Here is a 26,140-nt window from a genome sequence, read left to right as displayed (position 1 = left end):
GGTCTGGAAACTCGAAGAAAACTATTGTTTTCATCTTACTTGAGGGCATGCAGGGATGTCCGTAGCGAGATTGTTAGGATTTGGCGCGCACCCTGGCTTGAGAAGAAGAGCGTTGGGCCGGAATCCTCAGTTCCACGGACTCTCGGGGATAGCGGCCGCAGCCGGAATACGACTACGGCAGATTAGTTCAGAAACATCGTCTGGTAGAGGGTGTCGCGCTGGACGGGGCGGAAACCGGCATCGCGGATGATGCGACGCAGTTCCTCTTCGGTAGTGCAGTTGGCCGTGCCCGCGGCTTTCACCACATTTTCTTCCAGCATGACGGAGCCAACGTCATTGCCGCCGAAGCGCAGGCCCATCTGCAGAACCTTCAAGCCCTGCGTGACCCAGCTCGACTGTACGTTTTCGATGTTGTCCAGGAACATCCGGCTGATGGCGAGGGTCTTCAGGTATTCGACCGAGGTGGCTTCGTCCCAGCCACGGCCGCCGAGAGCAGTGTTCTTCGGCTGGAAGCTCCAGGGGATGAAGGCGGTGAACCCGCCGGTCTCTTCCTGCAGGCGGCGGACGACCTCAAAGTGATTCACACGCTGTTCGAAGGTCTCGCCGACACCGAACATCATGGTGGCGGTGGTACGCATACCAAGCTCGTGCGCAGTACGGTGGACGCTGACCCAGTCCTCCGTCTTGCACTTCAACCGGGCGATACGATGGCGCACTTCGTCGTCGAGAATCTCGGCGCCGCCGCCCGGGATGGACTGCAGGCCGGCGTCGCGCAGGCGCATGATGGTGTCGCGCAGCGAGAGCTCAGAGTATTCAGCGATGGCCAGAATCTCGCTGGCGGAGAGACAGTGGAGCCAGATCTGGGGAAAGCGCTCTTTGATGCCGCGGAAGAGGGACTCGAACCATTCGATCTTCAGGTCGGGGTGAATGCCGCCCTGCATCAGCACACCGGTACCGCCCATCTCTACAGTTTCGGCGATCTTCTGGTAGATAGTCTCGAAATCGAGGATGTAGCCCTCGCTGGCGAGCTTGCCCTTCAGGGGCCGGTAGAAGGCGCAGAAGGTGCAATATTCGGTGCAGAAGTTGGTGTAGTTGATATTGCGATCGATGATGTAGCTCACGATGCCGTGAGGATGCAGCCTGCGGCGTACGGCGTCAGCTTCCATGCCGATACCGATCAGATCGTCCGAGCGGAAGCAGTCCAGGGCCTGTTCGCGAGTGATTCCCATATCTCTTTAACGATAGAGCATTTTCCCTGTTGCTGGGTATCCCGGGAGAGGAGTGCAGCGGCGTTTTCATTGCGGAAAACGCCCATAGATGCGAACCCCCTGGACTACACCGACCGGGAAAATGCTCTAGCGCAGCGGCAGGCGGGACGAAGGAAAGGTTTGGCCAGGCCAGATTTTTGCCGAATGATAACCGAACGCCCGCTGGCGCGTCTCAGCAGGAGCCTGCTAGGCTTTTCCCGCGGAAAAAGGAGACCCGTGATGAAGTGTACCCAGATTGCAGTCATGTTGATGGTGCTCGGCGGCGTTGCCGTGGCACAGGGCCCACCACAGGATGCCAACCGGAAGGTGGAACACGGCGGTATCTTCGCGCCCGGATGGAAGGGCGTGGTCGATGATCTCTCCGCAAAGCGCGGCGAGACGATTGAGAACTCACGGCTGGCGATGGACGGCAAGAATCTGCATGTGACGACCGGACCGGCGACAACCTACTGGAATGTGTCCGATATGGCCAAAGGCGATTACACCGTCTCGGCAACCTTCCGCGAGCCCCACTACATGAACCTGAACGATCACCCGCATCCATACGGCATTGTGATCGGCGCCAACGACATGGGAACGGAGAACCAGAGCTTCCTCTATTGTGCAGCGTATGGAAGTGGAAAGTTCATCGTGCGCGGCATGGGGCCGGGACCGTTCCAGATGAACGGACGCACGGGGCAGGAGAATGAAGCCGTTCACAAGGCGGCGGGGAAGGACGCTGAAGTCGTCCAGCAGATCTCCATGCAGGTCAAAGGAGACACCGTAAGCTGCAGCATCAACGGTACGCAGGTCTGGTCGGCGAACAAGACCGATGTGATGGCCTCCGGCAAGCTGAAGTCGACCGATGGAGCCTATGGCATCCGCGCGGCACACAATACCGAAGTTGAGGTCATCGATCTGAAGCTTTCGAAGTAAGGGATGGTTTTGCAAACAAACGCCCGGCACTATGCCGGGCGTTTGTTTTTTGCGATGGGTACCCTATAACAAGGTCTTCACCATGCAAAGCGGCCCGCACTCTGGCGGGCCGCTTTGTTGGATGTACTTCGAGCGTTACAGCGCCTTGCAGTCGAGCACGAAGCGATACTTCACGTCGGCTTTGACGACGCGAGTCCAGGCCTCTGAGAGCTTGGTGAAGCTGGTCATCTCGATGTCAGAAACGATATTGTGCTGCCCGCAGAAGTCCAGCATCTCCTGGGTCTCCTTGATGCCGCCGATCATGGAACCGGTGACATGCTTGCGGCCAAGCACGCTGAATGCCTGAATGGAGAGAGGTGTCTCCGGAACACCGACGGTGCAATAAACGCCGTCGCGCTTCAGCAGGCTGAGATACGGGTTCACATCGTGCGGTGCAGCGACGCAATCCAGGATGAAGTCGAAGCTGTGGATGTGGTTCTTGGTCCAGTCGGCTTCCTTGGTCAGGATGACCTCATCGGCGCCCAGCTTCTTTGCGTCTTCGATCTTGGAGGGGGAAGTGGTGAACTGCACTGTCTTCGCTCCAAAGGCATGCGAGAACTTCAAGCCCATGTGGCCGAGGCCGCCGAGGCCGATGATGCCAACCTTCTTGCCGGGGCCGGCCCCGAAGTGCTTCAGCGGAGAGTAGGTGGTGATGCCGGCGCAGAGCAGAGGAGCAGCGGCAGCAAGATCGAGACTGCCGGGAACCTTCAGCACGAAGGCTTCGTCGGCGACGATGTGATTGGCGTATCCACCGAAGGTGAGGTTGCCCTGCTTGTCCTTGGAGTTATAGGTGAAGACGGTAGCAAAGTTCTCGCAGTACTGCTCTTCTCCGGCCTTGCAGGAGGGGCAGGTGCGGCAGGAGTCGACCATACAGCCGATGGCGGCGGAGTCGCCTACCTTGAACTTGGTGACGGCCGAGCCGACTGCTGCAACCTTGCCGACGATCTCGTGGCCGGGGACCATGGGAAACATGGCATTGCCCCACTCATTGCGCGCCTGGTGGATATCGGAGTGGCAGATGCCGCAGAAGAGGATGTCGAGCAGGACATCGTTGGGACCGGGATCGCGATGCTCAAAGTTCCACGGAGTCGGGTCGGTGGTCGCATTGTGCGCAGCGTAGCCTTTGGTGGCAATCATGATGGTTCTTGTCTCCTTACGAGTGGTTCGGTTGGAAATCAGATCATAGCGACGCGGAGCGGGTGTTGCGCCTGCGTGCCCAGATTCGACCGCAGGCGAAGCGCTTCCTCCGCAGGGGAAACTCCGAAGAGTCGTTTAAACTCCCGGGAAAACTGAGATGGGCTTTCGTAGCCGACACGGGTTGCGGCGGCCGACGGGCCGATGCCCTCCTGGATCATCATGAGCCTCGCCTTATGCAGCCGCGTTGTCTTCAGGTACTGCAGCGGTGAGGTAGAGGTCATGTTCTTGAAGTGGTGGTGGAAGGCAGAGAGACTCATGCCGGCATCGCAGGCAAGAGTAGGAATATCGAGTGGCTGGTGATACTCGGTATGAATGCGATGCATAGCTCGATAGACCTGGCTGATGTTGCCTTGCATCGCCAGTAGATCGCGAAGGACCTGCCCGCGTGGACCGGTGAGGACACGATACGTGATCTCGCGCATGATCTGCGGGCCTAGGATCATGCGGTCGTTGGGGCTTTCGTAGGCTTCCAGAAGGCGCAGCGTCGCTTCAGCAAGCGCCTCCGGCAGAGGCGTCGCGTCGATGGTCCTGGGCTGCGTGCCAGACAGCACGGGGGCAGGCGGAAGTTTGAGGACCAGGTCGGCGAGAACAGCCATGTCGAGCAGGATGGAGACGCCACGCATGGGTGCATGGGGCTCGCAGAAGGTCTCGCACTCGAAGGGAAGGGGCGCGGCGAGGACCAGGTAGTTCTCGGTGTCGTAGAGGAAGCTTCGACTGCCAACATACCCTCGCTTGCTGCCACTGGTGATGATCACCATGGAGGGCTCGTAAAGCACGGAGCTGCGGGGAATGTTCTTATGGCAACGGACGGTACGTAGTCCCGGCAGCTCGGTGGGACGAATGCCCTCACCGCTGCAGATGCGGTCGAGAATGCGGTTCATCCGGGCGTGAATGGCGGCCAGGCTCACGAAGAAAAGTCTAGCGAAGCCGGGTGAGGAGAAGCATCATTTCTGCGCAAATCTGCAGAAATAGGCAAGCCTTCCGCAGAAATCTCTACGGAAGGCCTGGGATAGTGGAAATTCAGCCGGTTACTCGTTGTAGTGCAGCAGCGAGTAAACGTCGTAGTCCGGGAACTTGGCGCGGCCTTTGAGGAAGTCGAGCTCAACGGCAAAGCCCAGGCCGACCACGATGCCGCCAAGCTGGCGGACGAGCTGGGTGGTGGCCTCCATAGTGCCTCCGGTGGCAAGCAGGTCATCGACAATAACGACCTTCTGTCCGGGCTGAACGGCGTCCAGATGGATTTCGAGCGAGTCGGAGCCGTATTCGAGGTCGTAGGTAACCTTGGCAGTGGCGGCAGGCAGCTTGCGCGGCTTACGGACCGGTACGAAACCGGCGTTCAGGCGATAGGCGAGCGCCGGTCCGAAGATGAAGCCGCGGGCCTCAATGCCGAGCACCAGGTCGACATCCTTGTCGATGTAATAGGCGGCGAAGGCATCGATCATCTGCGCGAAGCCGGCCTTGTCCTTCAGCAGCGTGGTGATGTCGTAGAACAGGATGCCGGGCTTAGGGAAATCAGGAACAGTCCGCACGAGGGACTTGAGTGGTTCACAGTTAATGGGTGTCGCCATGAGGAAATTTTAGAGGATAGTTGAATTGTTGAATGGTTGAATCGTTGAATAGTGAGACGTAGCCAGGTCGAATCTCGCAGCCACTCCGCTAGAGCAGTCGCTACCATTCAACTATTCAACAATTGAACGATTCAACCGTCTCACCAGGCCCCTTCAATCTGGAAGGGACCGAGCTTGTCGGCTTCATTGTCATCAAGATCGTGGATCTGGAGGCGGTCGACGCGTGAGCCGCGTGAGCCTTGGCGGAGGTGGCCTTCCAGCTCTTTGAGTCTGTCTTCGGGGCCGGCAGCTACGCATTCCACCTCTCCGCTAGGGAGATTGCGGACCCAGCCATTGAGGTTCAGTTCCGCGGCTTCGCGATGAACGAACCAGCGAAAGCCAACACCCTGCACGCGACCGGAGATGAGGTAATGACGCACCATGACTCTGGTCAGTGTAGAGCAAGTGGATAATCGGAATGTGGCTTTGAACTATAGCGTGGTGGCACAGAGTGTGGAGGAGATGCGCGATACCGGCAACTCTCCGTCGGTAAGCATGTGGGAGTATCTGCAGGCGACCGGCCAGGAAGACCTGCTGCGCACGATCAGCATCTACGGCGAGAGTGGCAAGACACGTGAGCAGGCGCGGACGTACTACATGAACGCCGAGGCGCTGCGGGTGTGGCGGGCGATGGGCAAAGCGCCCAAGATTGTGGGAGAGATGCACCGTCCGGCGAGGACAGCAGCGATGGTGTTCGGAGTGCCTTACAGCCAATGAAAAAAAACTCGCCGGATGGCGAGCTTTTTCAGAAGTAATCGCAGACTTAGGCTCGTGACATGTAGGCGCCTTCGGAGGTGTCGATGCGGATCTTCTCACCTTCGTTGATGAAGGGAGGAACCTGCACCACCAGGCCGGTCTCTGTCTTGGCGGGCTTGGTCACGGACGAGGCGGTTGCGGACTTGATGCCCGGCTCGGTCTCGACGACGGTCATCTCCACAACCTGCGGCAGCTCGATACCGACGGCCTTGCCGTCATAGAAGCTGACGGAGATGCCGATGTTCGGGAGCAGGTAGTCCACGGCGTCGCCGAGGATCTCACGGGAGAGGGTGGTCTGCTCGTAGGTGGTTGTGTCCATGAAGATGTAGTCGTCGCCGTCGTTGTACAGGTACTCCATGGCCACTTCATCGACAACGACGCGGTCGATGGCATCGCCCGAGCGGAAGCGATGCTCAAACATCGCTCCGGAGGAGAGGTTGCGCAGCTTGGCCTGAATGAAGGCGCGCAGGTTACCGGGGGTACGGTGCTCCACGGAGAAGACAAGGTGGAGCTTGTCGTTGTGCTTGATGATCATGCCCGGGCGCATCTGGGTGGCGGGAATCGCCATGGTGTGTCTCCTGAACTGTTCTGATGGTTTTCCGGGCGCAAGGGCCGGATGAGGCAGGGCGTGACGCGCTGCTTTAGAACCTTCTTCGATTGTAGCTCAGGGGCGAGGGTCCGGCTCTAACTCTCGGGCAGCGGAGCGGAACCGGCAAACATCTCGGTGGCGTCGGGGAGCTGGTTGAGGGGATGATCTCGCAGGCGCCGAAATAACGTCCCATAGAGGCTTTTGATGGGAGTGTTAGAGCAGCATGTCGCTGTAGAGGCGGATGATACCTGCCTGCTGCATCTCTGCGTTGACTCGGGCGACAGAGCCGTTGAGGTCAATGGCGCGGCAGGCATCCTCGATGATGCAGGCGGTAAAACCCAGGGTTACGGCATCCATGGCGGAGAAGTGAACGCAGTAGTCATACGCCAGGCCGCAAAAGAACAGACGCTGGATGCCGCGTTCTTTGAGGGCTCCGGCCAAGCCAGTTGGCGTGGAGTGGTCGTTATCCAGAAAAGCGGAGTAGGAGTCGATGCGCGGGTTGTAGCCCTTGCGGACGATCATCTCGGCGCGTGTGGTGTCGAGCAGCGGATGGAAGGCCGCTCCCTCGCTGCCCTGAAGGCAGTGATCGGGCCATAGCACCTGGGGGCCGTAGGCGACCTGAATGGTCTCGAAGGGATGAGTGCCGGGATGGGAGGTCGCAAACGAGATATGTCCGGCTGGGTGCCAGTCCTGGGTAAGTGCGACGTGGGCAAAACGTTGTTGCAAACGGTTGACCAGGGGGACGATCTCATCGCCCCTTTGCACCTCCAGCGCGCCATCTGGACAGAAGTCGTTCTGCAGGTCGATAACGATAAGGGCGTCAGTGGAAGATAACGCGAAGGTCATGCAGTTATTCGTACACTAGGACTATGCCAGCACCAACAGCCGAAGCACGTATCCGGGTCCGCTATGCCGAGACCGACCAGATGGGTGTGGTTTACCACGCGAACTATGTTGTCTGGTTTGAAGTTGGCAGGGTGGAGCTTCTGCGCTCGATCGGCCTGCCCTATAAGCAGTTAGAAGAAGAGGGCATTCTGATCGCCGTCGCGGAGGTGACTGCCCGGTACAAGCGCCCAGCGAGGTACGACGATGAGATTGCGGTCCGTACGACAGTGAAGCAGGTGCGGGGATCGATTATCCGTATCGGCTACCAGGTAGTCCGTGTCGGGGATGAGGAACTACTCTGCGAGGGGGAGACCGTGCATGTGGTGATCGACCGCGAGTTCAGGCGGGCGAATCTGCCAGATGCGTATGCCGCCCGGATGGCGGGAGAGTAGGTAGAGAAGCGGATTCTCCGCTCGCGCCGCTCGCTGCGAAATGACAAACAAAGGAACAGCCGGGCGAATGCCGGGCTGTTCTCGTTTTTGTAGAAACTTACTTGTTCTGATGGCCCCAGCGATAGACGAGACCGGCATTGAAGCCCACGTTATGTTGCAGGGTGGAGCCGAAGGTTGTGATCTGGTAGGTCGGAGCAAAACGGAAGGCCAGGTTCGGGTAGAAGCTGTAGTCCACGCTTCCGCCAAGGGCGAAGGCGCCGGCGTTGCCGGTCTTCCACATACCCAGAGCAGGAGCGGGAACACCCTTGGAGCCACCGTCGAAGTTGCCCATGGCCATACCGCCGAGAACGTTGACGTTCGCGCTCAGACGTTCCTTCCGGTAGAAGCGGTACTGCGGTCCGCCCATGAAGGTGTAGTGCGTGATGAGCGGATCCCAGATGTTATAGGGGTTGTTGCCCGTCTTGGCATTGCCGTAGTGGCCGCGGACATCACCGACAACTGCCCAACGCGGGTTCAGGTAGTAGTTCCCGGCAACCTGCCAACTGATCTCGTTGTTGCGCTGCAGGAACTCACCCGAGCGGAAGCGCAGGTAGCCGATGCCGCCGAAGACCTCGTACTTGTGGGAGTAGGTGTCCTCAATCATTTTGGCGATACGCGCCTGGCGATTGGCGTTCATGCGCCGCTGCCGGCGGTCCTGTTGTGCCTCGCCGTGAAAAGCCGTTCCCACCAGCGCGGCCAAGGCCAGCGCGCACACGATCCGCTTCAAACCGAACATCAAACGATACCCCTGCAGCCTTCTTGCTCTGTTAGTTTCAAACCAGGTGGGCCGTCATTTGCGGCACACCCTTTTATTAGAACATCCCCGGCGCGGAATTCATGGCCAAACGATCCAGTAAAGGCTCTTCCAGTACATCCGGCTTGCTGCTTGGCGCGCTGCTGGGCGGTGGGCTTGTCGCAGGTGCAGGCTATTTGTACCTGCATCCGGCGGCTCTGCGTGGTATTCGCGGCTCCGCGGGGATTCATGGCGATTATCCAGGAGCAGAAAATGGGGCAGCAGAAAATCCGGGCGCTGAAGAGGCATCGGCAGCGAAGCGGCCGCCCTTATCGAAACCACAGGATAAGCCGCATCAGCAGCCGGTGACGCCTGCTCCGTCTGAGGTAGCGCCGCCGAATCCGGCTGAAGTTGCCGCTGGGCAACCCCCGTTTGCCGCCAGCGAGGATGTCTTTGAGGCTGCGGCTCCGATCTACCGCAAGCAATGTGCCGCCTGCCATGGAACGCCGAGCGGAAAGCCACGAACTGGAGGAGCTCCGCAGTTCTGGGTTGCGGGTGCATCCAGTGTTGGTCACAAGGCTCCGTCGGCGATCTATACGGTGATTGCCAAGGGAAGTCCGAAGGTGAGCGGCCATGCCTTTGCCGGCAAACTGAGCAGCCAACAGATCTGGCAGCTCACGTTGCTATTGAAGGAGGCTGGCAATGATCTGCCCGATCCGGTTCGTAATCTGCTGGGAGATTAGAGCACTTTCCCTGTTGCCGGTATTCCCGAAAGAAGAGTGCCGTGGCATTTTCATTGCGGAAAACGCCCATAGATGTAGAAACCCTACACTACACCTACAGGGAAAATGCTCTAGCTGGATAGATGGCTAGAAACGCAGGTGGTAGAGAAGCAGATTTCTCCGCTCCCTCCGGGAGCTACGAAATGACAAACAAAAGAGTCGACCTGCGCACGAACAGCCACGTCTGTCAGGACACGGCGATTCTGTCTTTGAATGTTCCAAAGTGAAAGCCCGCATCCTGACGATGCGGGCTTTTCTTTCCGTTTACGGCAGCGTGTAGGTTACGCCGGTGACGAACTGGAAGGTATTCTTTCTGAAGCCGGGCGATGGGTTATTCAGGAAACCGTCGCTGGCGGCGATACTCATGCTGAGCTTTTTGAAGACCGGCATCGCCACACTGGTAGTAAAGTTTGCCGAGTAGGCATTGGTTTCATTGAAGGCCGGTAGGAACTGCATTGTCTGTGTGAAGATCATGGAGCGCGGCAGGGTTCGCTTGTAGGCCTCACCGATGGTCGCGCCGATCAGGTTCAGGTTGCTGGCAGAGTTCTCAAACTCCTGCTTTTCGTAATGAATATCGCCTTTAACATCGAGTTGTTGCTTCCCGTCCAGGACAGGTGTCCAACCGAGACCGGCACCGTAGATCTGCTGCAGATCGAGACCGGAGGAGAAGTTGTGGTCGAAGGCTGTGGTGCCGAGGTAGTAGAACTTCTTCGAGACGTACTGATCACGTTCGAGGTCGGTGTGGAAGATGCTGGTCTTAACCACAGAGTCAGGCGACGCCGGAATCGTCTGTGGAATCACCGGCGTGGTGAGTTTTCCGTAGCTCTCTGAAATATTGAAAAGGGTACGGTTTCGTGTCGGCAGATAGGGTACGGAAGGGATAGTGCGTATCAGTTTCACGCCTGTTGTGAACGTGCCTCCATGTTGGGTGCTCTGAACGAACGATGCTCCGGCGGAGATGCTGCCCGTCCATCCATAGAGAGGGCCGGCCTTCTTTTCGAGTTCGCGGTCGTAGACGGCCTGGTCGATGATGTAGGCTACGTTGCTGACCGGAAGCGTCTCAACCTGTCCCATGGGATGCAGCAAGGTGACGGTGCTGTCGTTGACGGTGACCATGCCGGTCTGAGTATTGGTACGGGTCGCAGGGGTGTCTTTCTTGAGGACAGCGAAGCTGCCGCTGGAGTGGAGCTCCTTGATCTTGCTTAACGGAATGGTGACTTCGCCAACGATATCGCTTTTGAAGAGGATGGAATTGCCGACGCCGCGCACCAGAGTTCCGGTCAACTGGTCGCCGTTCTTGAAGACGATGACATCGGGGTTTGATTTTTCGGTATTCGGCTTATCTTCAGCCGGCATGGCTGCCGGAATCAGGGCAAAGAACAGCGCTAATCCGCGCGCATGTTTGAACAGGGACATGAACTCGCGATTTCCTCTCAGCAAAAATGGGGGTTTTTGTGCGGTTTGTCTCGGGTTACGGGACTCTCATCCCATAGCCACATCAACGGGCAGTCTCATAAGATGATGTCATCTTTCCCTCACGCAGACGAGGGCACGTGACATGAAGTCTCTTATCGATATGATTGTTCGCATTCTTTCCCTCGTCGGCATCTCGAACCCCGAGGATTCGCGTAAGCGCCGCGAGGCTAACGGGCCGAGTTGGCGTGACAAGCTGCCTGAGGACGGAAAAAAATAGCCCATGCTGCCCGCGCTGCCGCATGCTCCTATTCGCAGCTCTACGATCTCGACCGTTATCGAGTATCTGGCGCTCGGAGTAGGTGCGTTTGCCGGAGCATTGGCCGTGCGGCGCGACCAGCGATACCACTACGACTGGATAGGTGTACTCGGCCTGGGCCTGATCTCGGGTGTGGGTGGCGGAGTTACCCGCGACCTCATTCTGCAGCAGGGCGTACCACTTTCATTCGAACATCCGTCCTATCTCACTTGTGCTCTTGGCGGAGCGACGCTGGCGCTGTTCTTCGGCTCCGCGGTGGGTGCGCGTGTGCAACGCTTCATCTTCTTTATCGATGCGGTTTCGCTCGGCCTCTTTGCCGTCGCTGGAGCCACGCGGGCCCAGGATGCCGGCCTGGCTTTTCTGCCGTGCCTGCTGCTGGGAATTACGACCGCAGTCGGCGGTGGAGCGTTGCGTGATGTCTTCACCGGCCGGACACCAGCTGTCTTTGAGAGGGGCGAGCCTTACGCCCTGGCCGCAACTGCTGCTGCTGCAACCTATCTCACCGCCGAACGGCTTGGGTTGTCTCCGGAGACAAGCTCAACCCTGGGATCTGCGACGGGTTTTCTGCTGCGCCTGTTATCGAATTTCTTCGGCTGGCGAACTCCCTCCATGCGCTTGAATCGTAAGGGATAAGCGGAGACCGCGAACAGGCCGCTGGTGCCTTCGGTTTTTTCTTCAAACCCGCAAGAAAACATCTGCTTGCCAAACGTTGTATGGCGGGCATAGTATCCGTTTCGCAATCGGTTCAGTCCGCCATAGTGGTCGAACCAGCTGCCAAACGTTGTTGAGTTTCACCGCACTTCATACGTCGATAACGGCCGAGGGATCTATATGATTCCCAAGGTTTTATGCGGAGAGAATATGTCTTGGTATGCATACTGTATCGCTGAACGGCAGGCGTTTCCGGAGCTTTCGCGGCATCGTCGTCCGATGCCCCTGGAGAACGTAAAAGGCCTCTTTGGAAATCAGGTATTCCTCTTTCCGGCGAGCGACCTCGCCGTTCTGGTTTCTGAGCACTCCGAGGAAGATGCAGCCCGCATCGACCAGCAGTGTCAGAAGGATCACGCACGCGTAATCGCCGACTGCTTTAAACAGACGACGCTTCTGCCATTTCGTTTCAACACCACTTTTACGGATGACGATGCGCTGCGGCGATCGATTCGTTCCAACCATCGCCAATTTGTCGCCAACCTGGAGCGCTTCCAGGGCAAGGCGGAGATGCACCTGAAGGTCCTGGTCGACGATGTCGAGGGCGCCTCTAAGGTACAGACCTGCTGTGCCGGCAAAGAGTATCTGGCTGGTCTGCGTGAGCAGGCTGCCCGCCAGCGTGAGCGTCAGGCTCGTGCCCGGGCATTGTCAGTGCAACTGAACCGTATGTTCCTGCCGCTGGCGGAGGAGATCTCCTGCAAGCGTCTGGACTCCGGCAAGCTGCTGATTGACATCGCTCACCTGATTGATCGCAAGTGCGTGGAGCGCTACCAGAATAAGTATGTTCAGGCGCATCAGACGATGAAGGATTGCCAATTCCAGCTTTCCGGGCCCTGGCCGCCGTATCACTTCGTGCATCGTCCTCAGACCGGACATCAGACCCACCAGCCGGCGGTTCCGGCTCAGGTGGTCGCCGCTGCGGCACGTGTGCCGGTAACCGCTGTCAGCGCGTAACTTCGAAAGAACTCCGCACAAAAGCCCCGCCTTCGGCGGGGCTTTTGTTGTTGTCTCTTTCGGTGGCTTTGCTGGCTTCTTCTATCCATTTTCCTTGCATGGGTGCCCCACCCCTCACAACGTTAGGGTGGGAGGGAATACCCAAGAATTTCAAGAAAGAGGTTCGCTCGAGATCGATCCGTCGCAAAGCGGTGGGTGAGGCACCATTTGGGGGTTAGTGGAGGGGATTCGCCGACTGGGGACCCGATGCGCCTGGGAGAATTTTCTTCTTTTTGCGGCTGAGAACGAAAGAGCGGCGCTTGCGGCGGATCTCGGACTTGGTGTCGATCTTCTTCCAGAAGCCGACGAAGTAGTCCACCGCCGAGATGATCGAGACGATAGCCATCCAGTAGATCGCGGTGATGGCGACCAGGTGCCAGTCGAAGATGAAGCCGTAGATATTCCAGGTCTGCCAGCCGTGATTCATGATGGCGGCTGTAACGCTGACGATCTGGAGCACGGTCTTGAGTTTCCCGATCTCGCTGGCTTCGATGGTGAAGCCCTCATTGGAGGCGATGGAGCGCAGGCCGTTGACCAGGAACTCACGGCCAATGACCAGGACGGCAATCCAGGCCTTCACAACGGAGGGTGTGTAACTGACCAGGCAGATGTATCCCGTGGTGATCAGAAGTTTGTCAGCCAGAGGGTCGAGCAGTATGCCGAGTGTGGTGACCTGGCCTCGTCGCCGGGCAAGATAGCCGTCGACGCCATCGGTGATGGAGGCGAGGATGAAGATGATTGAGGCAGTGATCTCCTGCGCACCAGAAACGTGCTTCCAGGGAAAGACCGGGGACAGCGCCCAAATGAGCAGGGGGACACTGGCGATACGGCTCATCGTGATGGAGTTCGGGAGATTCACGGCAACTTTATTCTAGTCACTTGCCGGGGATTGCCGCCAAGCAAAACAGTGGACCTTGCGATCCACTGTTCTGCCGGAGGGCGATGACATGCCCTATGCGTAGATGCCGCGCTGACGGATGTTATAGGCGACGCGATCGACAGCCAGCATGTAGGCCGCGATGCGGTTATTGACATTGTGGGCCTGGGCATAGCGGAGGACGTCCGCGAAGCTTTCCGCCATGGTTTTATCGAGACGGGTGTTGACTTCTTCCTCGGTCCAGAAGAAGCCCATGCGGTCCTGGACCCATTCGAAGTAGCTGGTGGTGACCCCGCCGGCGTTGGCCATAATGTCGGGAATAACGAAGACTTTCTTGTCGGCCAGGATTTCGTCGGCGACGGGGGTGGTGGGACCGTTGGCGCCCTCACAGAGGATGCGGGCCTGGATGCGTTCTGCGTTGCGGCTGGTGATGACGTTTTCTGTCGCCGCCGGAAGAAGGATGTCGGTCTTCCAGGTAAGCAGCTCCAGCGGATCGACGGCTTCGGAGTCTTTGAATCCGACGACCGTGCCGGCCTGCTGTTTGTATTTCAACAGGGCGTGGATGTCGATGCCGTTGGCGTTGTAGAGCCCACCGTCGTGCTCGGCGATGCCGATAACGTTGTAGCGCTTCTCACAGAGAAGCTTGGCGGCGTTAGAGCCGACGTTGCCGAAGCCCTGGACAATGACCTTGCAGCCTTCGCGGGCGATGCCAAGGTGCTTCAGCGCTTCATCGCAGACAACGCTGAGGCCGCGTCCGGTAGCAGCAGTGCGGCCGCGGGAGCCGCCGATGTTGACCGGCTTGCCGGTGACGACAGCGGTTACGGTCTGGCGCATGTGCATGGAGTAGGTGTCCATGATCCAGGCCATGGTCTGCTCGTTGGTGTTCATGTCCGGGGCGGGGATGTCTTTTTCGGGGCCGATAAACTCGATGAGCTCCGCAGTAAAACGGCGGGTGAGCCGTTCGAGCTCTCCCTGGCTCATCTTGCGAGGGTCGCAGATCACTCCTCCCTTTGCGCCACCAAAGGGGATGTTAACCACGGCGCACTTCCAGGTCATCCAGCTTGCCAGAGCTCGAACCTCATCGAGAGAGACGTCTGGAGCGTAGCGGATACCGCCCTTGGCCGGGCCGCGGGCAACCGAGTGTTGCACACGGTAGCCGGTAAAGACTTCAATTTTTCCGTTGTCCATCAGAACGGGGAAGTGGACTATGATCTCGCGATTTGGCAGACGTAGAACTTTTTGTAGACCTTCTTCGAGCCCGAGTTTTTCTGCCGCTTCGTTGAAGCGGGCTTCCTGCGCTGCCCAGGGATTGGTCTCCTGGTCAAGCGTCAAAATTTCGTTCACCTGCATGTTTTTTGTCCTTCATGGTTGTCGCTGTCAGCAGCGTCTCTCCGGCCGTCGTGCTGCCACGGTATAGATCGGCAGCGGAACTGGTTTGACCAGACCGGTCGGTGGCCAAACCGCACGAGTATAGGACGCTAAAAACATGACCTGCAACACAATAAGGACGGAGAAAAACAATTGAATAATTGAAGGATGGAATGATTGAATCAGGGGCTTGGCTAGGCGGGAGGTATGGCCACTATCGCGTTTTTCAATTTTTCAATCATTCAATTATTCAACCTTCCTCAATCTCCCCGTACCAGATACTCCCCGGCGATCACCGCCACAAGGGCGGCGGTGGGGACAGCAACCAGCGCGCCGACGATGCCGGCGACGGCGGTGCCGCAGAGTAGTGCGACCAGGACAGTAATGCCCATCAGGTCGACACTGGAGCGCATAATGCGGGGCACGAGCCACGCGTTCTCCACCTGGGAATAGATGACATAGAAGAGCAGGACAAGGGAGGCCTTGGTCCAGGAGTCTACTGCGGCAACGCAGAAGACGATGATGATGGTAATCAGATTGCCGGCGACAGGAATGATATTGGTGATGCCCATCAGCACACCCAGCAGCATGAAGTAGCGGACGTGCAGGCTCCAGAAAACGATGATGCTGTAGACACCTTGAAGCGCCATGAGCGAGAGTTGCCCGATAAGCCAGCGGCTGACACGCAGCTCGGCTTTCTGCAGCGTCATATCCAGGCGGGTGCGATAGATGGCAGGCACCATGGAGAGGAAGTAGTGGTAGACGGTGTCGCCCTCAAGGATGAAGTACATCGTGAGGATGATTGCCATGATGATGTCGGCGACGCGGGCGATCCATTTCGGCAGGCCGGCGACGATGTAGCCGGCGGTGGCGGCGAGCACCTGTTCGACATGCTGGGTGACCGAGTCGATACCGAGTCTGTCGGCCATGGGGATGCGTTTGATTTTGGCAATCGCTCCCGGAATACGGGAGGGAAGATCCTGCGCGAACTCCTTCAGATCGGAGATGACCGGTGGAAGACCGAGCCAGAAGAGCAGCGTCAGCAGACCGAGGATGCCGATCATCAGGACAAGTACGGAGGTGCCTTTGCTGGGACTCCAGCTCCTGATCTTCCAGCGCATGATGGCATGCACGACGGGAGTCAGTACGACGGCGAAGATGGCCGAAACGTAGAGAATCTCGAGCTCATGGATCAGCTTCCAGGCGAGAAAGCCGGCGAGCATCACCAGAAAGGTAAAGAGAATGTAGCCGCGAATCTCGCGGGCGCGGTCTTTCGGGGGATTAATGATGGGTGGTTCCGCCAAGCGCAGGTCTCCGTGCAAACGCAGCTTTCGTCAAAGCATACGATGCAGGAACTGCGCCTGGCGGGCGAAGTTACTTGCGGCGCAACTCCTCAATCAACCGTGTGACGGTCTCAGCCGGGGTGAGCGGTTCGGTGTCAACGACGATCTGGGCTGCGCGCTGGTATTGCGGTCGACGTGCCTTGAAGCGGGCTGCAGCGACATCAGGATCCTTGAGAACGGGGCGGATAGCGGCATCCGGCTGAAGCACGCAGCGATCGAAGAGGACCTCGAATGGGGCGTCGAGGAAGACCGTAAGGGTGTTGGGCTTTTGTTCGAGGAGCAGGCGATTGGTAAGCGACTCCAACGCTCCGCCGCCGAGAGCGATGACAGCGTTTGGACGGCCAAGAGCCGCAGCCAGAGCGCGGGTCTCAAGCTGCCGGAAGCCGGGCTCGCCATGCTGGGCAAAGAGTTCGGCGATGGTTGCGCCGTGCGTGGTTTCGATGAGGTGATCGAGATCGCAGAACTCCCAGCCAAGCTCCTTAGCCAGGGCGCGGCCAACCGTCGACTTGCCGGCGCCCATATAGCCAGTCAACACCACGCGCTCGGTGGTGACGGTAATCAGTGATGGAGTTTGGGGTTGGGGTTTCTTTGCGCTTTCGACGGTCACCATTTCATTGTCCTCTTTTGTGGCTGGATTTGGGGAAAACAAAAGCCGCGACCTTGGTGGGGTCGCGGCTCGGGTCTTGAAACTTGGGCTTTTGTGCTGGATTTTGGGTATTATCCCTGGAACACGCGCCCGCGCTTCGCCTGAGCCGCTACTGGCCACCAGTAGCGGTAGGTAAAGCAAAAGCCGGGCTGGAACGTGCGCATCCGCATGTCAGTTGTAGAGACTAGCCTCCGGCACAGGAAGTTGCAAGAAAAAGTTCTGGGGCTTGGGGCTGTGTTAACGAGGGACGGGTGAAGTCTTCGCTTTTGTTTGGTTTAGAGCATTTTCCCTGTTGCCGGCTATCCCCCAGAACGTTCACCACACTAGCGGTAATAAATGGTTCGCGCGGGGCGCGAATGCCCACATCTCGGCGTAGCCGAGACACCACCCCAACCGAGCAAGCTCGTGGGAACCCCGGATATCTCGTGGGAACCCCGGATATGAGGCACTCAAGTATGGGTTAAATCGTTTCGCGGGGTTCGGTCATCTTTTGTGGATCGAGAATCTCGGTGATCTGTTCGTCGGTGAGGAGTTCTTTCTCCCGAGCGAGTGAGAGGATGCCTTTGCCGCTCGCAATGGACTCCTTTACCAGCTCCGCCGCTTTCGCATATCCGATGTAGGGATTGAGCGCCGTGGCCAGTGAGACTGTCGACTCCGCGTAAAAAGCACAACGATCTTCGTTGGCGGTGATGCCGGCGATGCAGCGTTCATCGAACTCGCGCAGCATGTTGGTCAGGATCTGGATCGACTGCAGCGTGTTGTACGTGATGGTGGGCATCATCACATTCAATTCAAGCTGTCCTGCCTGCACAGCATAGCCGATGGCGGTGTCGTTGCCGATGACCTGGAAGGCAACCATGGCGGCGAGCTCAGCTAGCACCGGATTCACCTTGCCAGGCATGATGCTGGAGCCGGGCTGCAGTGCGGGAAGCTGAATCTCATTCAGGCCGGTATTGGGGCCGCTGGCGAGCAGGCGCAGGTCATTGGAGATGCGGATGACCTCAAGAGCAAGGGTGCGCAGCGAGGCTGAGAGATCGGCCATCGGGGCACAGCTCTGCATGGCATAGCGCATATCGGGCGCGGGGCAGAGCGGCTGCCGCGTCAGCGTGGAGAGGTTCTGAATCGCCAGAGCGCGGTACTGCGGATGGGTGTTGAGGCCGGTGCCGACAGCCGAGCCTCCCAGACCGAGCTCGCGCAAGCTGGCCGAGGTGCGGCTGATCGTGCGGCAGGCGTGGGCGATGGCCAAACCGTAGGCCGCGAACTCCTGTCCCAGGCGGATAGGGGTTGCATCCTGCATGTGGGTGCGGCCGGACTTGAGGACGTGGTCGAACTCTCCCGCCTTCTTTGCGAAAGTAGCGGCAAGCGATTTCAGCACCGGGTAGAGATCTTCAAGGGCCAATAGCGCGGAGAGGCGCATGGCTGTGGGGAAGACGTCATTCGTCGACTGACCGTAGTTGACGTGATCGTTGGGATGCACCTTCTCGTAGCTGCCGAGCCTCGCGCCCAGGATCTGGTTGGCGCGGTTGGCGATGACCTCGTTGGTGTTCATGTGAAAGCTGACACCGGCGCCGGCCTGGAAGACATCGACCACGAACTGGTCATGGTGTTTGCCGTCGAGGATCTCTTTGGCGGCTGCCATGATGGCGTTGGCGCGTTCGGCGGTGACTGTGCCCAGGTCGCGATTGGCCTCGGCCGCTGCCATTTTGATGGCCGCGATGGCGCGAATCAAAGCTGGGTGAGCGCGCATACCGCTGATAGGAAAGTTGCGGATGGCGCGGGCAGTCTGCGCTCCGTAGAGGGCATCAGCGGGAAGTTCGATGGTGCCGAGAGAGTCTTTTTCTGTACGGGTTTTCATGAGGGCTCAGCCGGTCCCTATTATCGCTTGTGGAGTGTCCTGATGGCGTAGTGCGGTGGATGGGCAGAGAAGCAGATTTCTCCGCTCCCTTCACCCAGCCAGCGAAGCTGGCCGGGGCCCGGTCGCTGCGAAATGACAAACAAAAAATACGAGGCCGATCTATGGGCAGCCATCTACTTGGTGGAGAAGGCGTAGTCGAAGGTGTAGGAGTGTTTGCCTGCGCTGTCGATGATGATATGGAAGGTGCCGTAGATACCGGAGAGATCTCCGGTTCCCGAGCCTGGGACGACGATGATCTTCAGATCATAAGGTTGGCCTGGAACCATCGTGCCGGAGTGCATCAGGGCAAAGGTGCCGATCCTGCCACTGAGTTTGCCGGTGACGCGCTCGATGGCGACATAGCCGCCAAGGCCGGCCTTCTGGTCGCCGGCGGCGAGCATCTCGCCTTTGGTTGTGGCCTCGAGATCGCCGTGAATCTGTTTGTCGATCGAAAGGGAGCTGATGGTCGGCTCCGGATCGTGTCCGGTGGGCATGACTTTGACCTCAAAGGTGCCGGTGGCGTGATTCATGGCAGGGGATTGTCCTTGTAGAAGAGTCGTGGAGAGCGAGAGGGCAGCGGCAATCAGGAGTTTGCGCATAGTCAGTCCTGGAGATCGAGCGCCCTGCGTAACGGTTCCGTGCCTGCGCTGCGAGTACAACGATCTTATCCGAGCCGTAAAATGGATACAGGAACTTACCCATGGCCACGATTAAACAGGAAGATCTCATCCAAAGCGTCGCCGACGCGCTGCAGTACATCAGCTACTACCACCCGGTGGACTACATCAGGAATCTGGCTCGGGCGTATGAGCTGGAGCAGTCGGTCGCGGCGAAGGATGCGATGGCGCAGATTCTGATCAACAGCCGTATGTGCGCCGAGGGTCACCGTCCCATCTGCCAGGACACCGGCATTGTGACCGTCTTCCTGAAGATCGGTATGGGTGTGCGGTGGGAAGGCGCGACCATGGACGTGCAGTCCATGTGCGATGAGGGAGTGCGCCGTGCCTACAATCATCCGGACAACCGTCTGCGCGCCAGCGTTTTGGCGGATCCGGCCTTCGGCCGTAAGAATACGAAGGACAACACGCCTGCCGTGGTGAACATTGAGCTGGTGCAGGGCGACAGCATCGATGTTATTGTTGCGGCCAAGGGTGGCGGCAGCGAGGCGAAATCAAAGTTCGCCATGCTGAATCCGTCGGACTCGATTGTGGACTGGGTGGTGAAAACCGTGCCCTCGATGGGCGCCGGCTGGTGCCCGCCGGGCATGCTGGGTATCGGTATCGGTGGAACAGCCGAGAAGGCGATGCTGCTGGCCAAACAAGCGCTGATGGAGCCGATCGATATGCAGGAGTTGATCGCGCGCGGTCCGCAGAACAAGCTGGAAGAGATGCGTATCGAGCTCTACCGCAAGATCAATGCGCTGGGTATTGGAGCGCAGGGCCTGGGCGGTCTGACGACGGTGCTCGATATTAAGATCCTTGATTATCCGACGCACGCGGCAAACCTGCCCGTGGCGATGATTCCCAACTGCGCGGCGACGCGCCATGCACACTTCCATCTGGATGGCTCGGGACCGGCGCATATTGAAGCTCCATCTCTGGAAGACTGGCCGGAGCTGACGTACTCGCCCGCGAATGCGCGCCGTGTTGATCTCGACACAGTGACCCGCGAAGACGTAGCAACCTGGAAGCCCGGCGAGGTGCTGCTGCTGAACGGCAAGCTTCTGACCGGCCGCGATGCCGCGCACAAGCGCATGATCGATATGCTCAATAAGGGCGAGAAGCTGCCGGTCGACTTTACCGGTCGCTTTATCTACTACGTTGGCCCAGTCGATCCCGTGCGTGAAGAGGTCGTTGGCCCGGCGGGTCCCACGACGGCGACGCGCATGGACAAGTTCACGCGCCAGATGCTGGAGCAGACAGGTCTGCTGGGCATGGTGGGTAAGAGCGAGCGTGGGCCCGCCGCGATCGAGGCGATTCGCGATAACAAGGCTGTTTACCTGATGGCTGTGGGTGGAGCCGCTTATCTGGTCTCGAAAGCGATCAAGGCATCGCGTGTGCTGGCTTTTGAAGACCTGGGCATGGAAGCGATCTACGAGTTCACGGTGAAGGATATGCCGGTGACGGTGGCGGTGGATTCCAAGGGTGTCAGTGTGCATGAGACCGGGCCGGCGGAGTGGAAGGCGAGGATTGCCGGGGAGTTTGAGGGAGTGGCGATCTTTCAGTAGGAGTGGCTAGGAATGAGCGAGGCGTGGGTCTGTTCGACGTGTGGGGAGACCCACCAGGAAATCCCGTTCAGTTTTGCGGCCGATTTCCCTGATCCTGTTGCATCTTTCTCGCGTGAAGAGTTCGAGAACCGTGTGGTTGCTGGTTCCGATCAATGCATTTTAGATGGTAAGAATTTCTTCCTTCGAGGACTCATCGAGATTCCAATTCTCGGACAGGATGAACCCTTTTTGTGGGGAGTTTGGGTGACTCTCTGGGAGAGAGATTTCGATGAGATTTCGGACTGTTGGGAGGAAGCGGGTCGCGAGGACCATCATGGACCGTTCAAAGGAAGAATAGCGAACAAGATGGGTATGGTGCCCGATCCTTTCAACCTCCCGGTCACGGTTCGCCTACAGAGGGTGGGGCAGCGCCCGGTGTTTTTTGTTGATGACCCGAGCCATCCTTTGTTTCTTCAGCAAAAAAATGGGATATCACTGCAAGTGGCGAGGCAGATATCCTCGATGGTTTTGCATGGTCGAATTGTGACGTTTGAAGAGGGTAGTCATCCGATTTTGGAATGATTTCCGTTTAGAAAAGCATTCGCGCGCCGCGCGAATGCCCATGTCCCCTGGGGACATGGGGCACCAGAGTATCGGCTCACGGAATTGTCTATGCAGTCTAGAAGCGAATTCTTCGCTTCGCTCAGGATGACAAGGTTTGTACCGAACTCGTTAGAAAAGGCCCGCTGCTGGCGGGCCTTTATTGTTTAGAATTTTGCCGGCTTGTCCCACTCGGAGAAGACGTAGCTATCGAACGGTTTACGTTTGCGGGGAGAGAGTTCCTGGTCTTTCATACCACCTTGCAGCGTATTCGGATCGCCGAGATATCCCATGGCCCATACGGCGCCTACGTCGAAGTCCTCAGGGATCTGGAAGACTTCGCGGGCCTTTTTGTGGTCGAAGCCGCCCATGCCATGGGTGTGGATGCCGAGAGCAATGGCCTGCAGAGCTGCCGTAGCTGAGGCGGCGCCGGTGTCGTGCAGGTTGTGGTAGTCGGGGTGACCGCTGGCGGTGAACGTCTTCTTGGCGGCGGTGAGGTAGAGTACAGGAGCAGATTTTGCCCAAGCCTGGTTGAACTCGACCAGCGTGGAATAGATCTTGTCGTAGGTGCTGTCGCCCTTGATGCCGACGATGAAGCGCCAGGGCTCTTCTCCGTAGGAGCTGGCAGCCCATCCGGCGGCGGTAAAGATCTTCTTCAAGTCTTCGGCAGCAACGGGTTTGTCGGAGAAAGCGCGTGGGCTCCAGCGCTTGAGGATCAGATCGAGAACGCCAGTCTCCGAGGGACCGTGCTTGATGTGTTCGAGGTCGGGCATGTGCAGATGCTCCTTCGAGATAGTGGTGCCTTTGGTTGGATGCGGCGGCTACTTCGACGTCGCAGCATCTCCGATAAGATTAAAGATATGGCCTCGAGCGGGATTTTCGATGTACTGGTGATCGGAGCAGGTCCGACGGGTATGGCATGCGCGATTGAAGCGCAGCGCGCCGGCCTGAAGGCGGTGCTGGTGGACAAGGGCTGCCTGTGTAACTCGCTCTTTCACTATCCGGCGCACATGACATTCTTTACAACGCCGGAGCTGCTTGAGATTGGCAATATACCCTTCTCGAGTCCGAACCAGAAGCCGACACGAAGCGAGGCCCTGGAGTATTATCGCAAGGTCGCTGAGAACTATCGGCTGGATGTGCGGCAGTACGAACGTGTTGATAAGGTCACTGGAAGCGATGGGCAGTTTGTTGTTCATACCGAAGATCGCTTTGGCCGTGTGCTGCAGCATCAGGCGAGGAAGATTGTGGTGGCCACCGGGTACTACGATCTGCCGAATTATCTCGGCCTACCGGGCGAAGACCTTCCCAAGACCATGCACTATTACAACGAACCGCATCCGTACTTCGGTCTTGATGTGCTGGTGATCGGGGGAAAGAACTCCGCGGCGATTGCGGCGCTGGATCTCTGGCGTCATGGAGCGCGTGTGACGCTGGTGCATCGTGGACCTGCGATGCATAGCCACGTGAAGTACTGGATTTTGCCTGACATCAACAATCGCATCAAGAACGGCGAGATCAAGGCATACTTTTCAAGCGTGGTGAAGCAGATCTCAGAAGATACGGTGACGTTGATGACCCCTGAGGGAGAGACGACGATTCCGAATCACTTTGTCTTCGCTCTGACGGGATACAGGCCTGACTTCGAGTTTCTGGAGGCATTGGGCGTCAAGCTGGATGAGAACAACAGCCGGTGCCCGGTGTGCGACCCGCAGTCGTTGGAGTCGAATGTCCCGGGGGTCTATCTGGCCGGAGTCATTATCGCTGGTGAGCGCACCAACGAAGTATTTATTGAAAACGGGCGTTTCCATGGCGCGCAGATTGCCCGCGATTTAACGAGCAAGCTCTCGTAAGGGAAAAGCTTTCCACGGAACCCGGACGGGTTTAGCCTTGGAACCATCTCATGCGCCGTATTCTGCCAAGAACGATCCAGGGGCAACTGATCTTTGGCACCATCGTGGTGCAGACGGTGTTGCTTGTCATCTTTCTGACCTACACGATCTCCGCGCAGCGCTCCCAGACGCGAGAGCGGGCTCGTCAGAGATTGCTGCAGCAGGTGGAGCGTCTGGCAGGAGCGTGCAGTGTTCCGCTGAGCCAGAATCACATGGACGCGTTGAAGGAGATCCTTGAGACGGCGCGGATTACACCGACCATTGACGGGGCGCGTGTCACGGATCTGAGTGGCAGGACTCTGGCAGTATCCGAATCGAACGCTGATGAGCCATTGAGCGCCGAAGAACGGCGTGAGCTGATGGGACCGGTGAAGGCGCGGCTGTTTGCCACGGCTCAGGGGCGAACGGAGGGCGTTGCTCCGATCTTTGTCAGCGGGAAGCCTGCGGGTCTGATCTGGCTGGAACCGAGTTCTTCTGCGCTTGCGAGTAATATCGGCATCATCGTAACTGGGGCGCTCTGGTACGGCGGTCTGGCGCTGCTCTCAAACCTGTTGCCGATTCTGCTGATTGTGCGCGGCGTAAGCCGGCCGCTGCGGAAACTGCGTGAGGCAACGCAGCAGATTATCCGCGATCCGGAATCGAATGCAGGCTTTCCGTTGGTGGTGACCGCCTCCAACGAAGTAGGCGAGTTGACACGCAGCTTCAACACGATGGTGAGGGAGCTGGAAGACCAGCGAGCTGGTTTATATGAAACTCTGGCGCTGTTGGACTCCATGCTGGGAAATGCGCCCATCGGTTTTGCGTTCTTTGATCAGAAGCTGCGGTACGTACGGTTAAACCAGTTTCTTGCGGATATCAATGGACTGCCGATCAATCGGCACCTTGGCCGCAGGATGACAGAGGTCTTTCCCGGGCCGCTCGCTGAGCGGGTGGAGATGCTTCTCTCCACCGTCTTCGATTCAGGGGAGCCGGTGCGGGATATCGAGATGAAAGGTGAGCTGCCCAGCCTTCCGGGTGTGCCGCGTTCCTGGATCTGTAACTGGTATCCCGTACGCACGCAGCAGGGTGTTGTGCGGTGGGTTGGTGTGGTCGTAATGGAGATCACGCAACGCCTGCAGGCGGAGGAGGCGCTGCGTAAGACGGAGAAGCTGGCCGCGGCAGGACGGCTTGCCGCAAGCATTGCGCATGAGATCAATAATCCTCTCGAAGCTGTGACGAATCTCCTGTACCTGCTGCAGACTCACCCGGAGCTTGATTCCGCGGCACGTGAGTACGTGTCCACCGCACAGGCCGAACTGGCGCGCGTCTCAGAGATCACGCAACAGACGCTACGCTTCTACCGTCAGTCGACCTTCCCGGTGCAGACGCAGGTGGGTGAGGTGCTGGACTCGGTGCTCGCGCTGCATCAGTTGAGGCTTGGCAGCGCGCGGATTACCGTGGAACGTGAGTATGGTCCTGCGGTGGCGCTCTTTGGTTTCAGCGGAGAGCTGCGTCAGTTGTTCGCCAACCTGATCGGGAATGCGATTGATGCGATGGTAGGCGGCGGCAGGCTGATTGTGCGTGCCCGCTATGGCACGGGCCGTTCTCTCCGTGGCGGCTGGTGTGAGGGTGTGCGCGTAACGGTGAGCGATACCGGAACGGGAATGAGCGAGGAGACGCGGCGCCGTCTCTTTGAGCCGTTCTACACCACGAAGGACGCTACCGGCACCGGACTCGGCCTGTGGGTAAGCGATGAGATTATCCGCAAGCACTCCGGCACCGTGCGTGTGAAGAGCCGGCAGGGAGAACAATCAGGGACGACCTTCGCGATCTTCTTTCCGAAAGACGGGCTTAATAGCGTTCGGCCAATACTATCCAATGACGCGGCGAAGGAAGCCGCGAATGCCTAGCCAGGTCAGCAGAACCAGGAAAAAGCACAGCATGCCCAGAATGGCAGCCGGATGCATGTGCGGCAGTGCGGGCGTAAGCGATGCGCGCAGACCTTCGCTCATGTAGACGATCGGGTTAAAGAGCACGCCGTACTGTAACCACCGAATGTGATCCAGCTTTGCCCAGGGATAGTAGACACAGCCCAGGAAGGTGATGGGCATGACCACTACGCCGAAGATCAGGCCGATCTGCTGCGGCTTCACGGTAGTGCCGATGGTGAGGCCCAAAGCGCCGGCGGTGAGTGAGGCGAGGATGAGCACCACGATCAGCAGCGGCCAACTGGTAACGTGCGCCGAGACCGGTGTGCTGGGGATATAGTATGCCAGCGGGAAGACGATGCAGGCGGCGATGATGCTCTGCATGGCCGAGAAGACAATCTTTTCCAGAGCAACCGCGCCAACGGGCAGCGGACACATGACGCGATCATCGATCTCGCGGGTGACGCCGAACTCCTGCGCCAGGGGAAGAGCTACGGCAGCAATTCCGGAGAACATGATGGCCACGGCCATCAGGCCTGGAAGCAGCACAGTAGAGAAGCTGACGCCTGTTCCCTCAGCCATACCGGCGGTTGGGTTCATGGAGGAACCGCCAGCCATGTGCGGCATGATGTAGGTGAATACGAACAGGAAGAGGATCGGGTTCATGCAGATGCGGATGAGAAAGGGAAACTTCTCACGCCGCAGCACGTGCAGGTCGCGGAGAAAGAGTCCGCGAAAAGCATGAACATATCGGATCGAGTTGCTCGGCATA

General features: G+C 58.4%; 28 protein-coding genes. 11 read left to right on the top strand and 17 right to left on the bottom strand.

Features of this window, described 5'->3' with window-relative positions; genetic code table 11:
• Positions 1-182: 182 nt before the first annotated feature.
• The gene (mqnC, locus tag OHL21_RS22560) at positions 183-1,229 is read right to left on the bottom strand and encodes a cyclic dehypoxanthinyl futalosine synthase (protein WP_263419561.1); all 1,047 of its coding nucleotides are present in this window, start codon (positions 1,227-1,229) and stop codon (positions 183-185) included.
• Positions 1,230-1,487: 258 nt separating this feature from the next.
• On the opposite strand from mqnC, the gene OHL21_RS22555 reads away from it, so the two are divergent.
• The gene (locus OHL21_RS22555; RefSeq protein ID WP_263419560.1) at positions 1,488-2,183 is read left to right on the top strand and encodes a hypothetical protein; all 696 of its coding nucleotides are present in this window, start codon (positions 1,488-1,490) and stop codon (positions 2,181-2,183) included.
• 135 nt (positions 2,184-2,318) lie between these two features.
• On the opposite strand, the gene OHL21_RS22550 is transcribed toward OHL21_RS22555, so the two are convergent.
• From OHL21_RS22550 to OHL21_RS22535, 4 genes are all read right to left on the bottom strand, one after another.
• Positions 2,319-3,359, bottom strand: coding sequence for an NAD(P)-dependent alcohol dehydrogenase (locus OHL21_RS22550; protein WP_263419559.1), 1,041 nt, complete (start codon positions 3,357-3,359; stop codon positions 2,319-2,321).
• Between the two features lie 38 nt (positions 3,360-3,397).
• Positions 3,398-4,327, bottom strand: a complete 930-nt coding sequence (locus OHL21_RS22545; RefSeq protein ID WP_263419558.1) for an AraC family transcriptional regulator — start codon at positions 4,325-4,327, stop codon at positions 3,398-3,400.
• A 120-nt stretch (positions 4,328-4,447) separates the two neighbouring features.
• Entirely contained in the window at positions 4,448-4,987 is a 540-nt protein-coding gene (locus tag OHL21_RS22540) for an adenine phosphoribosyltransferase (RefSeq protein WP_147647005.1), read from the bottom strand.
• A gap of 140 nt (positions 4,988-5,127) precedes the next feature.
• Positions 5,128-5,409: an acylphosphatase gene (locus tag OHL21_RS22535; RefSeq protein ID WP_263419557.1), complete on the bottom strand. Its 282-nt coding sequence runs from the start codon at positions 5,407-5,409 to the stop codon at positions 5,128-5,130.
• Here OHL21_RS22535 and OHL21_RS22530 point away from each other — a divergent pair.
• On the top strand, positions 5,408-5,743 hold the full coding sequence (locus OHL21_RS22530; RefSeq protein ID WP_263419556.1) for a hypothetical protein: 336 nt from the start codon (positions 5,408-5,410) through the stop codon (positions 5,741-5,743). The genes OHL21_RS22535 and OHL21_RS22530 overlap by 2 nt on opposite strands.
• 46 nt (positions 5,744-5,789) lie before the next feature.
• Here the strand turns inward: OHL21_RS22530 and efp are convergent, their stop codons facing one another.
• A complete protein-coding gene (efp, locus tag OHL21_RS22525) occupies positions 5,790-6,350 on the bottom strand; it encodes an elongation factor P (protein WP_263419555.1) in 561 nt (186 codons plus the stop codon).
• Between the two features lie 234 nt (positions 6,351-6,584).
• A complete protein-coding gene (gene pncA, locus OHL21_RS22520) occupies positions 6,585-7,217 on the bottom strand; it encodes a bifunctional nicotinamidase/pyrazinamidase (protein ID WP_263419554.1) in 633 nt (210 codons plus the stop codon).
• Positions 7,218-7,240: 23 nt separating this feature from the next.
• Here pncA and OHL21_RS22515 point away from each other — a divergent pair, with 23 nt between their 5' ends.
• Positions 7,241-7,648, top strand: coding sequence for an acyl-CoA thioesterase (locus OHL21_RS22515; RefSeq protein ID WP_263419553.1), 408 nt, complete (start codon positions 7,241-7,243; stop codon positions 7,646-7,648).
• 97 nt (positions 7,649-7,745) lie between these two features.
• On the opposite strand, the gene OHL21_RS22510 is transcribed toward OHL21_RS22515, so the two are convergent.
• Complete coding sequence (locus OHL21_RS22510) at positions 7,746-8,423, bottom strand: porin family protein (protein ID WP_263419552.1); 678 nt, start codon at positions 8,421-8,423, stop codon at positions 7,746-7,748.
• 101 nt (positions 8,424-8,524) lie between these two features.
• Here OHL21_RS22510 and OHL21_RS22505 point away from each other — a divergent pair, with 101 nt between their 5' ends.
• Positions 8,525-9,163, top strand: a complete 639-nt coding sequence (locus OHL21_RS22505; protein WP_263419551.1) for a c-type cytochrome — start codon at positions 8,525-8,527, stop codon at positions 9,161-9,163.
• Between the two features lie 303 nt (positions 9,164-9,466).
• On the opposite strand, the gene OHL21_RS22500 is transcribed toward OHL21_RS22505, so the two are convergent.
• Entirely contained in the window at positions 9,467-10,618 is a 1,152-nt protein-coding gene (locus OHL21_RS22500; RefSeq protein ID WP_263419550.1) for a DUF481 domain-containing protein, read from the bottom strand.
• Positions 10,619-10,760: 142 nt separating this feature from the next.
• On the opposite strand from OHL21_RS22500, the gene OHL21_RS22495 reads away from it, so the two are divergent.
• The 3 genes from OHL21_RS22495 (at position 10,761) to OHL21_RS22485 (ending at position 12,596) form a co-directional block, all read left to right on the top strand.
• A complete protein-coding gene (locus OHL21_RS22495; protein ID WP_263419549.1) occupies positions 10,761-10,895 on the top strand; it encodes a hypothetical protein in 135 nt (44 codons plus the stop codon).
• A gap of 3 nt (positions 10,896-10,898) precedes the next feature.
• Positions 10,899-11,567 carry a trimeric intracellular cation channel family protein gene (locus OHL21_RS22490; RefSeq protein ID WP_263419548.1) on the top strand — a complete coding sequence of 223 codons (669 nt, stop codon included), beginning with the start codon at positions 10,899-10,901 and terminating at the stop codon, positions 11,565-11,567.
• A gap of 228 nt (positions 11,568-11,795) precedes the next feature.
• Positions 11,796-12,596, top strand: a complete 801-nt coding sequence (locus OHL21_RS22485) for a GvpL/GvpF family gas vesicle protein (protein ID WP_263419547.1) — start codon at positions 11,796-11,798, stop codon at positions 12,594-12,596.
• 214 nt (positions 12,597-12,810) lie between these two features.
• Here the strand turns inward: OHL21_RS22485 and pgsA are convergent, their stop codons facing one another.
• The 6 genes from pgsA to OHL21_RS22455 form a co-directional block, all read right to left on the bottom strand.
• Positions 12,811-13,494: a CDP-diacylglycerol--glycerol-3-phosphate 3-phosphatidyltransferase gene (gene pgsA, locus OHL21_RS22480; protein WP_263419546.1), complete on the bottom strand. Its 684-nt coding sequence runs from the start codon at positions 13,492-13,494 to the stop codon at positions 12,811-12,813.
• A gap of 93 nt (positions 13,495-13,587) precedes the next feature.
• Positions 13,588-14,862 carry a Glu/Leu/Phe/Val family dehydrogenase gene (locus OHL21_RS22475; RefSeq protein ID WP_263419545.1) on the bottom strand — a complete coding sequence of 425 codons (1,275 nt, stop codon included), beginning with the start codon at positions 14,860-14,862 and terminating at the stop codon, positions 13,588-13,590.
• Between the two features lie 278 nt (positions 14,863-15,140).
• Positions 15,141-16,184 (bottom strand): AI-2E family transporter, encoded by a 1,044-nt coding sequence (locus OHL21_RS22470; RefSeq protein ID WP_263419544.1) that lies wholly within the window; start codon positions 16,182-16,184, stop codon positions 15,141-15,143.
• Between the two features lie 70 nt (positions 16,185-16,254).
• Positions 16,255-16,833: a shikimate kinase gene (locus OHL21_RS22465; RefSeq protein WP_263419543.1), complete on the bottom strand. Its 579-nt coding sequence runs from the start codon at positions 16,831-16,833 to the stop codon at positions 16,255-16,257.
• A gap of 496 nt (positions 16,834-17,329) precedes the next feature.
• Positions 17,330-18,724, bottom strand: coding sequence for an aspartate ammonia-lyase (locus OHL21_RS22460; protein ID WP_263419542.1), 1,395 nt, complete (start codon positions 18,722-18,724; stop codon positions 17,330-17,332).
• A 173-nt stretch (positions 18,725-18,897) separates the two neighbouring features.
• A complete protein-coding gene (locus tag OHL21_RS22455) occupies positions 18,898-19,362 on the bottom strand; it encodes a DUF3224 domain-containing protein (protein ID WP_263419541.1) in 465 nt (154 codons plus the stop codon).
• A 101-nt stretch (positions 19,363-19,463) separates the two neighbouring features.
• Here OHL21_RS22455 and OHL21_RS22450 point away from each other — a divergent pair, with 101 nt between their 5' ends.
• Both OHL21_RS22450 and OHL21_RS22445 read left to right on the top strand, forming a co-directional pair.
• Positions 19,464-20,990 carry a fumarate hydratase gene (locus tag OHL21_RS22450; protein ID WP_263419540.1) on the top strand — a complete coding sequence of 509 codons (1,527 nt, stop codon included), beginning with the start codon at positions 19,464-19,466 and terminating at the stop codon, positions 20,988-20,990.
• A gap of 12 nt (positions 20,991-21,002) precedes the next feature.
• The gene (locus tag OHL21_RS22445) at positions 21,003-21,551 is read left to right on the top strand and encodes a DUF2199 domain-containing protein (RefSeq protein WP_263419539.1); all 549 of its coding nucleotides are present in this window, start codon (positions 21,003-21,005) and stop codon (positions 21,549-21,551) included.
• A gap of 185 nt (positions 21,552-21,736) precedes the next feature.
• Here OHL21_RS22445 and OHL21_RS22440 read toward each other — a convergent pair whose 3' ends face one another.
• Positions 21,737-22,342 carry a nitroreductase family protein gene (locus tag OHL21_RS22440; protein WP_263419538.1) on the bottom strand — a complete coding sequence of 202 codons (606 nt, stop codon included), beginning with the start codon at positions 22,340-22,342 and terminating at the stop codon, positions 21,737-21,739.
• A gap of 87 nt (positions 22,343-22,429) precedes the next feature.
• Between OHL21_RS22440 and OHL21_RS22435 the strand changes: the two genes are divergently transcribed.
• Both OHL21_RS22435 and OHL21_RS22430 read left to right on the top strand, forming a co-directional pair.
• Positions 22,430-23,422, top strand: a complete 993-nt coding sequence (locus OHL21_RS22435; RefSeq protein ID WP_263419537.1) for a YpdA family putative bacillithiol disulfide reductase — start codon at positions 22,430-22,432, stop codon at positions 23,420-23,422.
• Between the two features lie 50 nt (positions 23,423-23,472).
• Positions 23,473-25,350: a sensor histidine kinase gene (locus OHL21_RS22430; protein WP_263419536.1), complete on the top strand. Its 1,878-nt coding sequence runs from the start codon at positions 23,473-23,475 to the stop codon at positions 25,348-25,350.
• Here the strand turns inward: OHL21_RS22430 and OHL21_RS22425 are convergent.
• Positions 25,312-26,139, bottom strand: a complete 828-nt coding sequence (locus OHL21_RS22425; RefSeq protein WP_263419535.1) for an ABC transporter permease — start codon at positions 26,137-26,139, stop codon at positions 25,312-25,314. The two genes, OHL21_RS22430 and OHL21_RS22425, sit on opposite strands and share 39 nt — an antisense overlap.
• Position 26,140 lies beyond the last annotated feature (1 nt).

Source organism: Terriglobus albidus (assembly GCF_025685425.1).
Taxonomy (GTDB): domain Bacteria; phylum Acidobacteriota; class Terriglobia; order Terriglobales; family Acidobacteriaceae; genus Terriglobus; species Terriglobus albidus.
The sequence above is the reverse complement of the archived record's forward strand: the minus strand, read 5'-3'. Positions and strand labels throughout refer to the sequence as shown.

Excerpts from the sequence above, each read along its gene's own strand:
- mqnC (WP_263419561.1), bottom strand. The coding sequence starts at position 1,229 with ATGGGAATCACTCGCGAACAGGCCCTGGACTGCTTCCGCTCGGACGAT.
- OHL21_RS22555 (WP_263419560.1), top strand. The coding sequence starts at position 1,488 with ATGAAGTGTACCCAGATTGCAGTCATGTTGATGGTGCTCGGCGGCGTT.
- OHL21_RS22550 (WP_263419559.1), bottom strand. The coding sequence starts at position 3,359 with ATGATTGCCACCAAAGGCTACGCTGCGCACAATGCGACCACCGACCCG.
- OHL21_RS22540 (WP_147647005.1), bottom strand. The coding sequence starts at position 4,987 with ATGGCGACACCCATTAACTGTGAACCACTCAAGTCCCTCGTGCGGACT.
- OHL21_RS22530 (WP_263419556.1), top strand. The coding sequence starts at position 5,408 with ATGACTCTGGTCAGTGTAGAGCAAGTGGATAATCGGAATGTGGCTTTG.
- OHL21_RS22535 (WP_263419557.1), bottom strand. The coding sequence starts at position 5,409 with ATGGTGCGTCATTACCTCATCTCCGGTCGCGTGCAGGGTGTTGGCTTT.
- efp (WP_263419555.1), bottom strand. The coding sequence starts at position 6,350 with ATGGCGATTCCCGCCACCCAGATGCGCCCGGGCATGATCATCAAGCAC.
- pncA (WP_263419554.1), bottom strand. The coding sequence starts at position 7,217 with ATGACCTTCGCGTTATCTTCCACTGACGCCCTTATCGTTATCGACCTG.
- OHL21_RS22515 (WP_263419553.1), top strand. The coding sequence starts at position 7,241 with ATGCCAGCACCAACAGCCGAAGCACGTATCCGGGTCCGCTATGCCGAG.
- OHL21_RS22510 (WP_263419552.1), bottom strand. The coding sequence starts at position 8,423 with ATGTTCGGTTTGAAGCGGATCGTGTGCGCGCTGGCCTTGGCCGCGCTG.
- OHL21_RS22505 (WP_263419551.1), top strand. The coding sequence starts at position 8,525 with ATGGCCAAACGATCCAGTAAAGGCTCTTCCAGTACATCCGGCTTGCTG.
- OHL21_RS22500 (WP_263419550.1), bottom strand. The coding sequence starts at position 10,618 with ATGTCCCTGTTCAAACATGCGCGCGGATTAGCGCTGTTCTTTGCCCTG.
- OHL21_RS22495 (WP_263419549.1), top strand. The coding sequence starts at position 10,761 with ATGAAGTCTCTTATCGATATGATTGTTCGCATTCTTTCCCTCGTCGGC.
- OHL21_RS22490 (WP_263419548.1), top strand. The coding sequence starts at position 10,899 with ATGCTGCCCGCGCTGCCGCATGCTCCTATTCGCAGCTCTACGATCTCG.
- OHL21_RS22485 (WP_263419547.1), top strand. The coding sequence starts at position 11,796 with ATGTCTTGGTATGCATACTGTATCGCTGAACGGCAGGCGTTTCCGGAG.
- OHL21_RS22475 (WP_263419545.1), bottom strand. The coding sequence starts at position 14,862 with ATGCAGGTGAACGAAATTTTGACGCTTGACCAGGAGACCAATCCCTGG.
- OHL21_RS22465 (WP_263419543.1), bottom strand. The coding sequence starts at position 16,833 with ATGGTGACCGTCGAAAGCGCAAAGAAACCCCAACCCCAAACTCCATCA.
- OHL21_RS22460 (WP_263419542.1), bottom strand. The coding sequence starts at position 18,724 with ATGAAAACCCGTACAGAAAAAGACTCTCTCGGCACCATCGAACTTCCC.
- OHL21_RS22455 (WP_263419541.1), bottom strand. The coding sequence starts at position 19,362 with ATGCGCAAACTCCTGATTGCCGCTGCCCTCTCGCTCTCCACGACTCTT.
- OHL21_RS22450 (WP_263419540.1), top strand. The coding sequence starts at position 19,464 with ATGGCCACGATTAAACAGGAAGATCTCATCCAAAGCGTCGCCGACGCG.
- OHL21_RS22445 (WP_263419539.1), top strand. The coding sequence starts at position 21,003 with ATGAGCGAGGCGTGGGTCTGTTCGACGTGTGGGGAGACCCACCAGGAA.
- OHL21_RS22440 (WP_263419538.1), bottom strand. The coding sequence starts at position 22,342 with ATGCCCGACCTCGAACACATCAAGCACGGTCCCTCGGAGACTGGCGTT.
- OHL21_RS22435 (WP_263419537.1), top strand. The coding sequence starts at position 22,430 with ATGGCCTCGAGCGGGATTTTCGATGTACTGGTGATCGGAGCAGGTCCG.
- OHL21_RS22430 (WP_263419536.1), top strand. The coding sequence starts at position 23,473 with ATGCGCCGTATTCTGCCAAGAACGATCCAGGGGCAACTGATCTTTGGC.
- OHL21_RS22425 (WP_263419535.1), bottom strand. The coding sequence starts at position 26,139 with ATGCCGAGCAACTCGATCCGATATGTTCATGCTTTTCGCGGACTCTTT.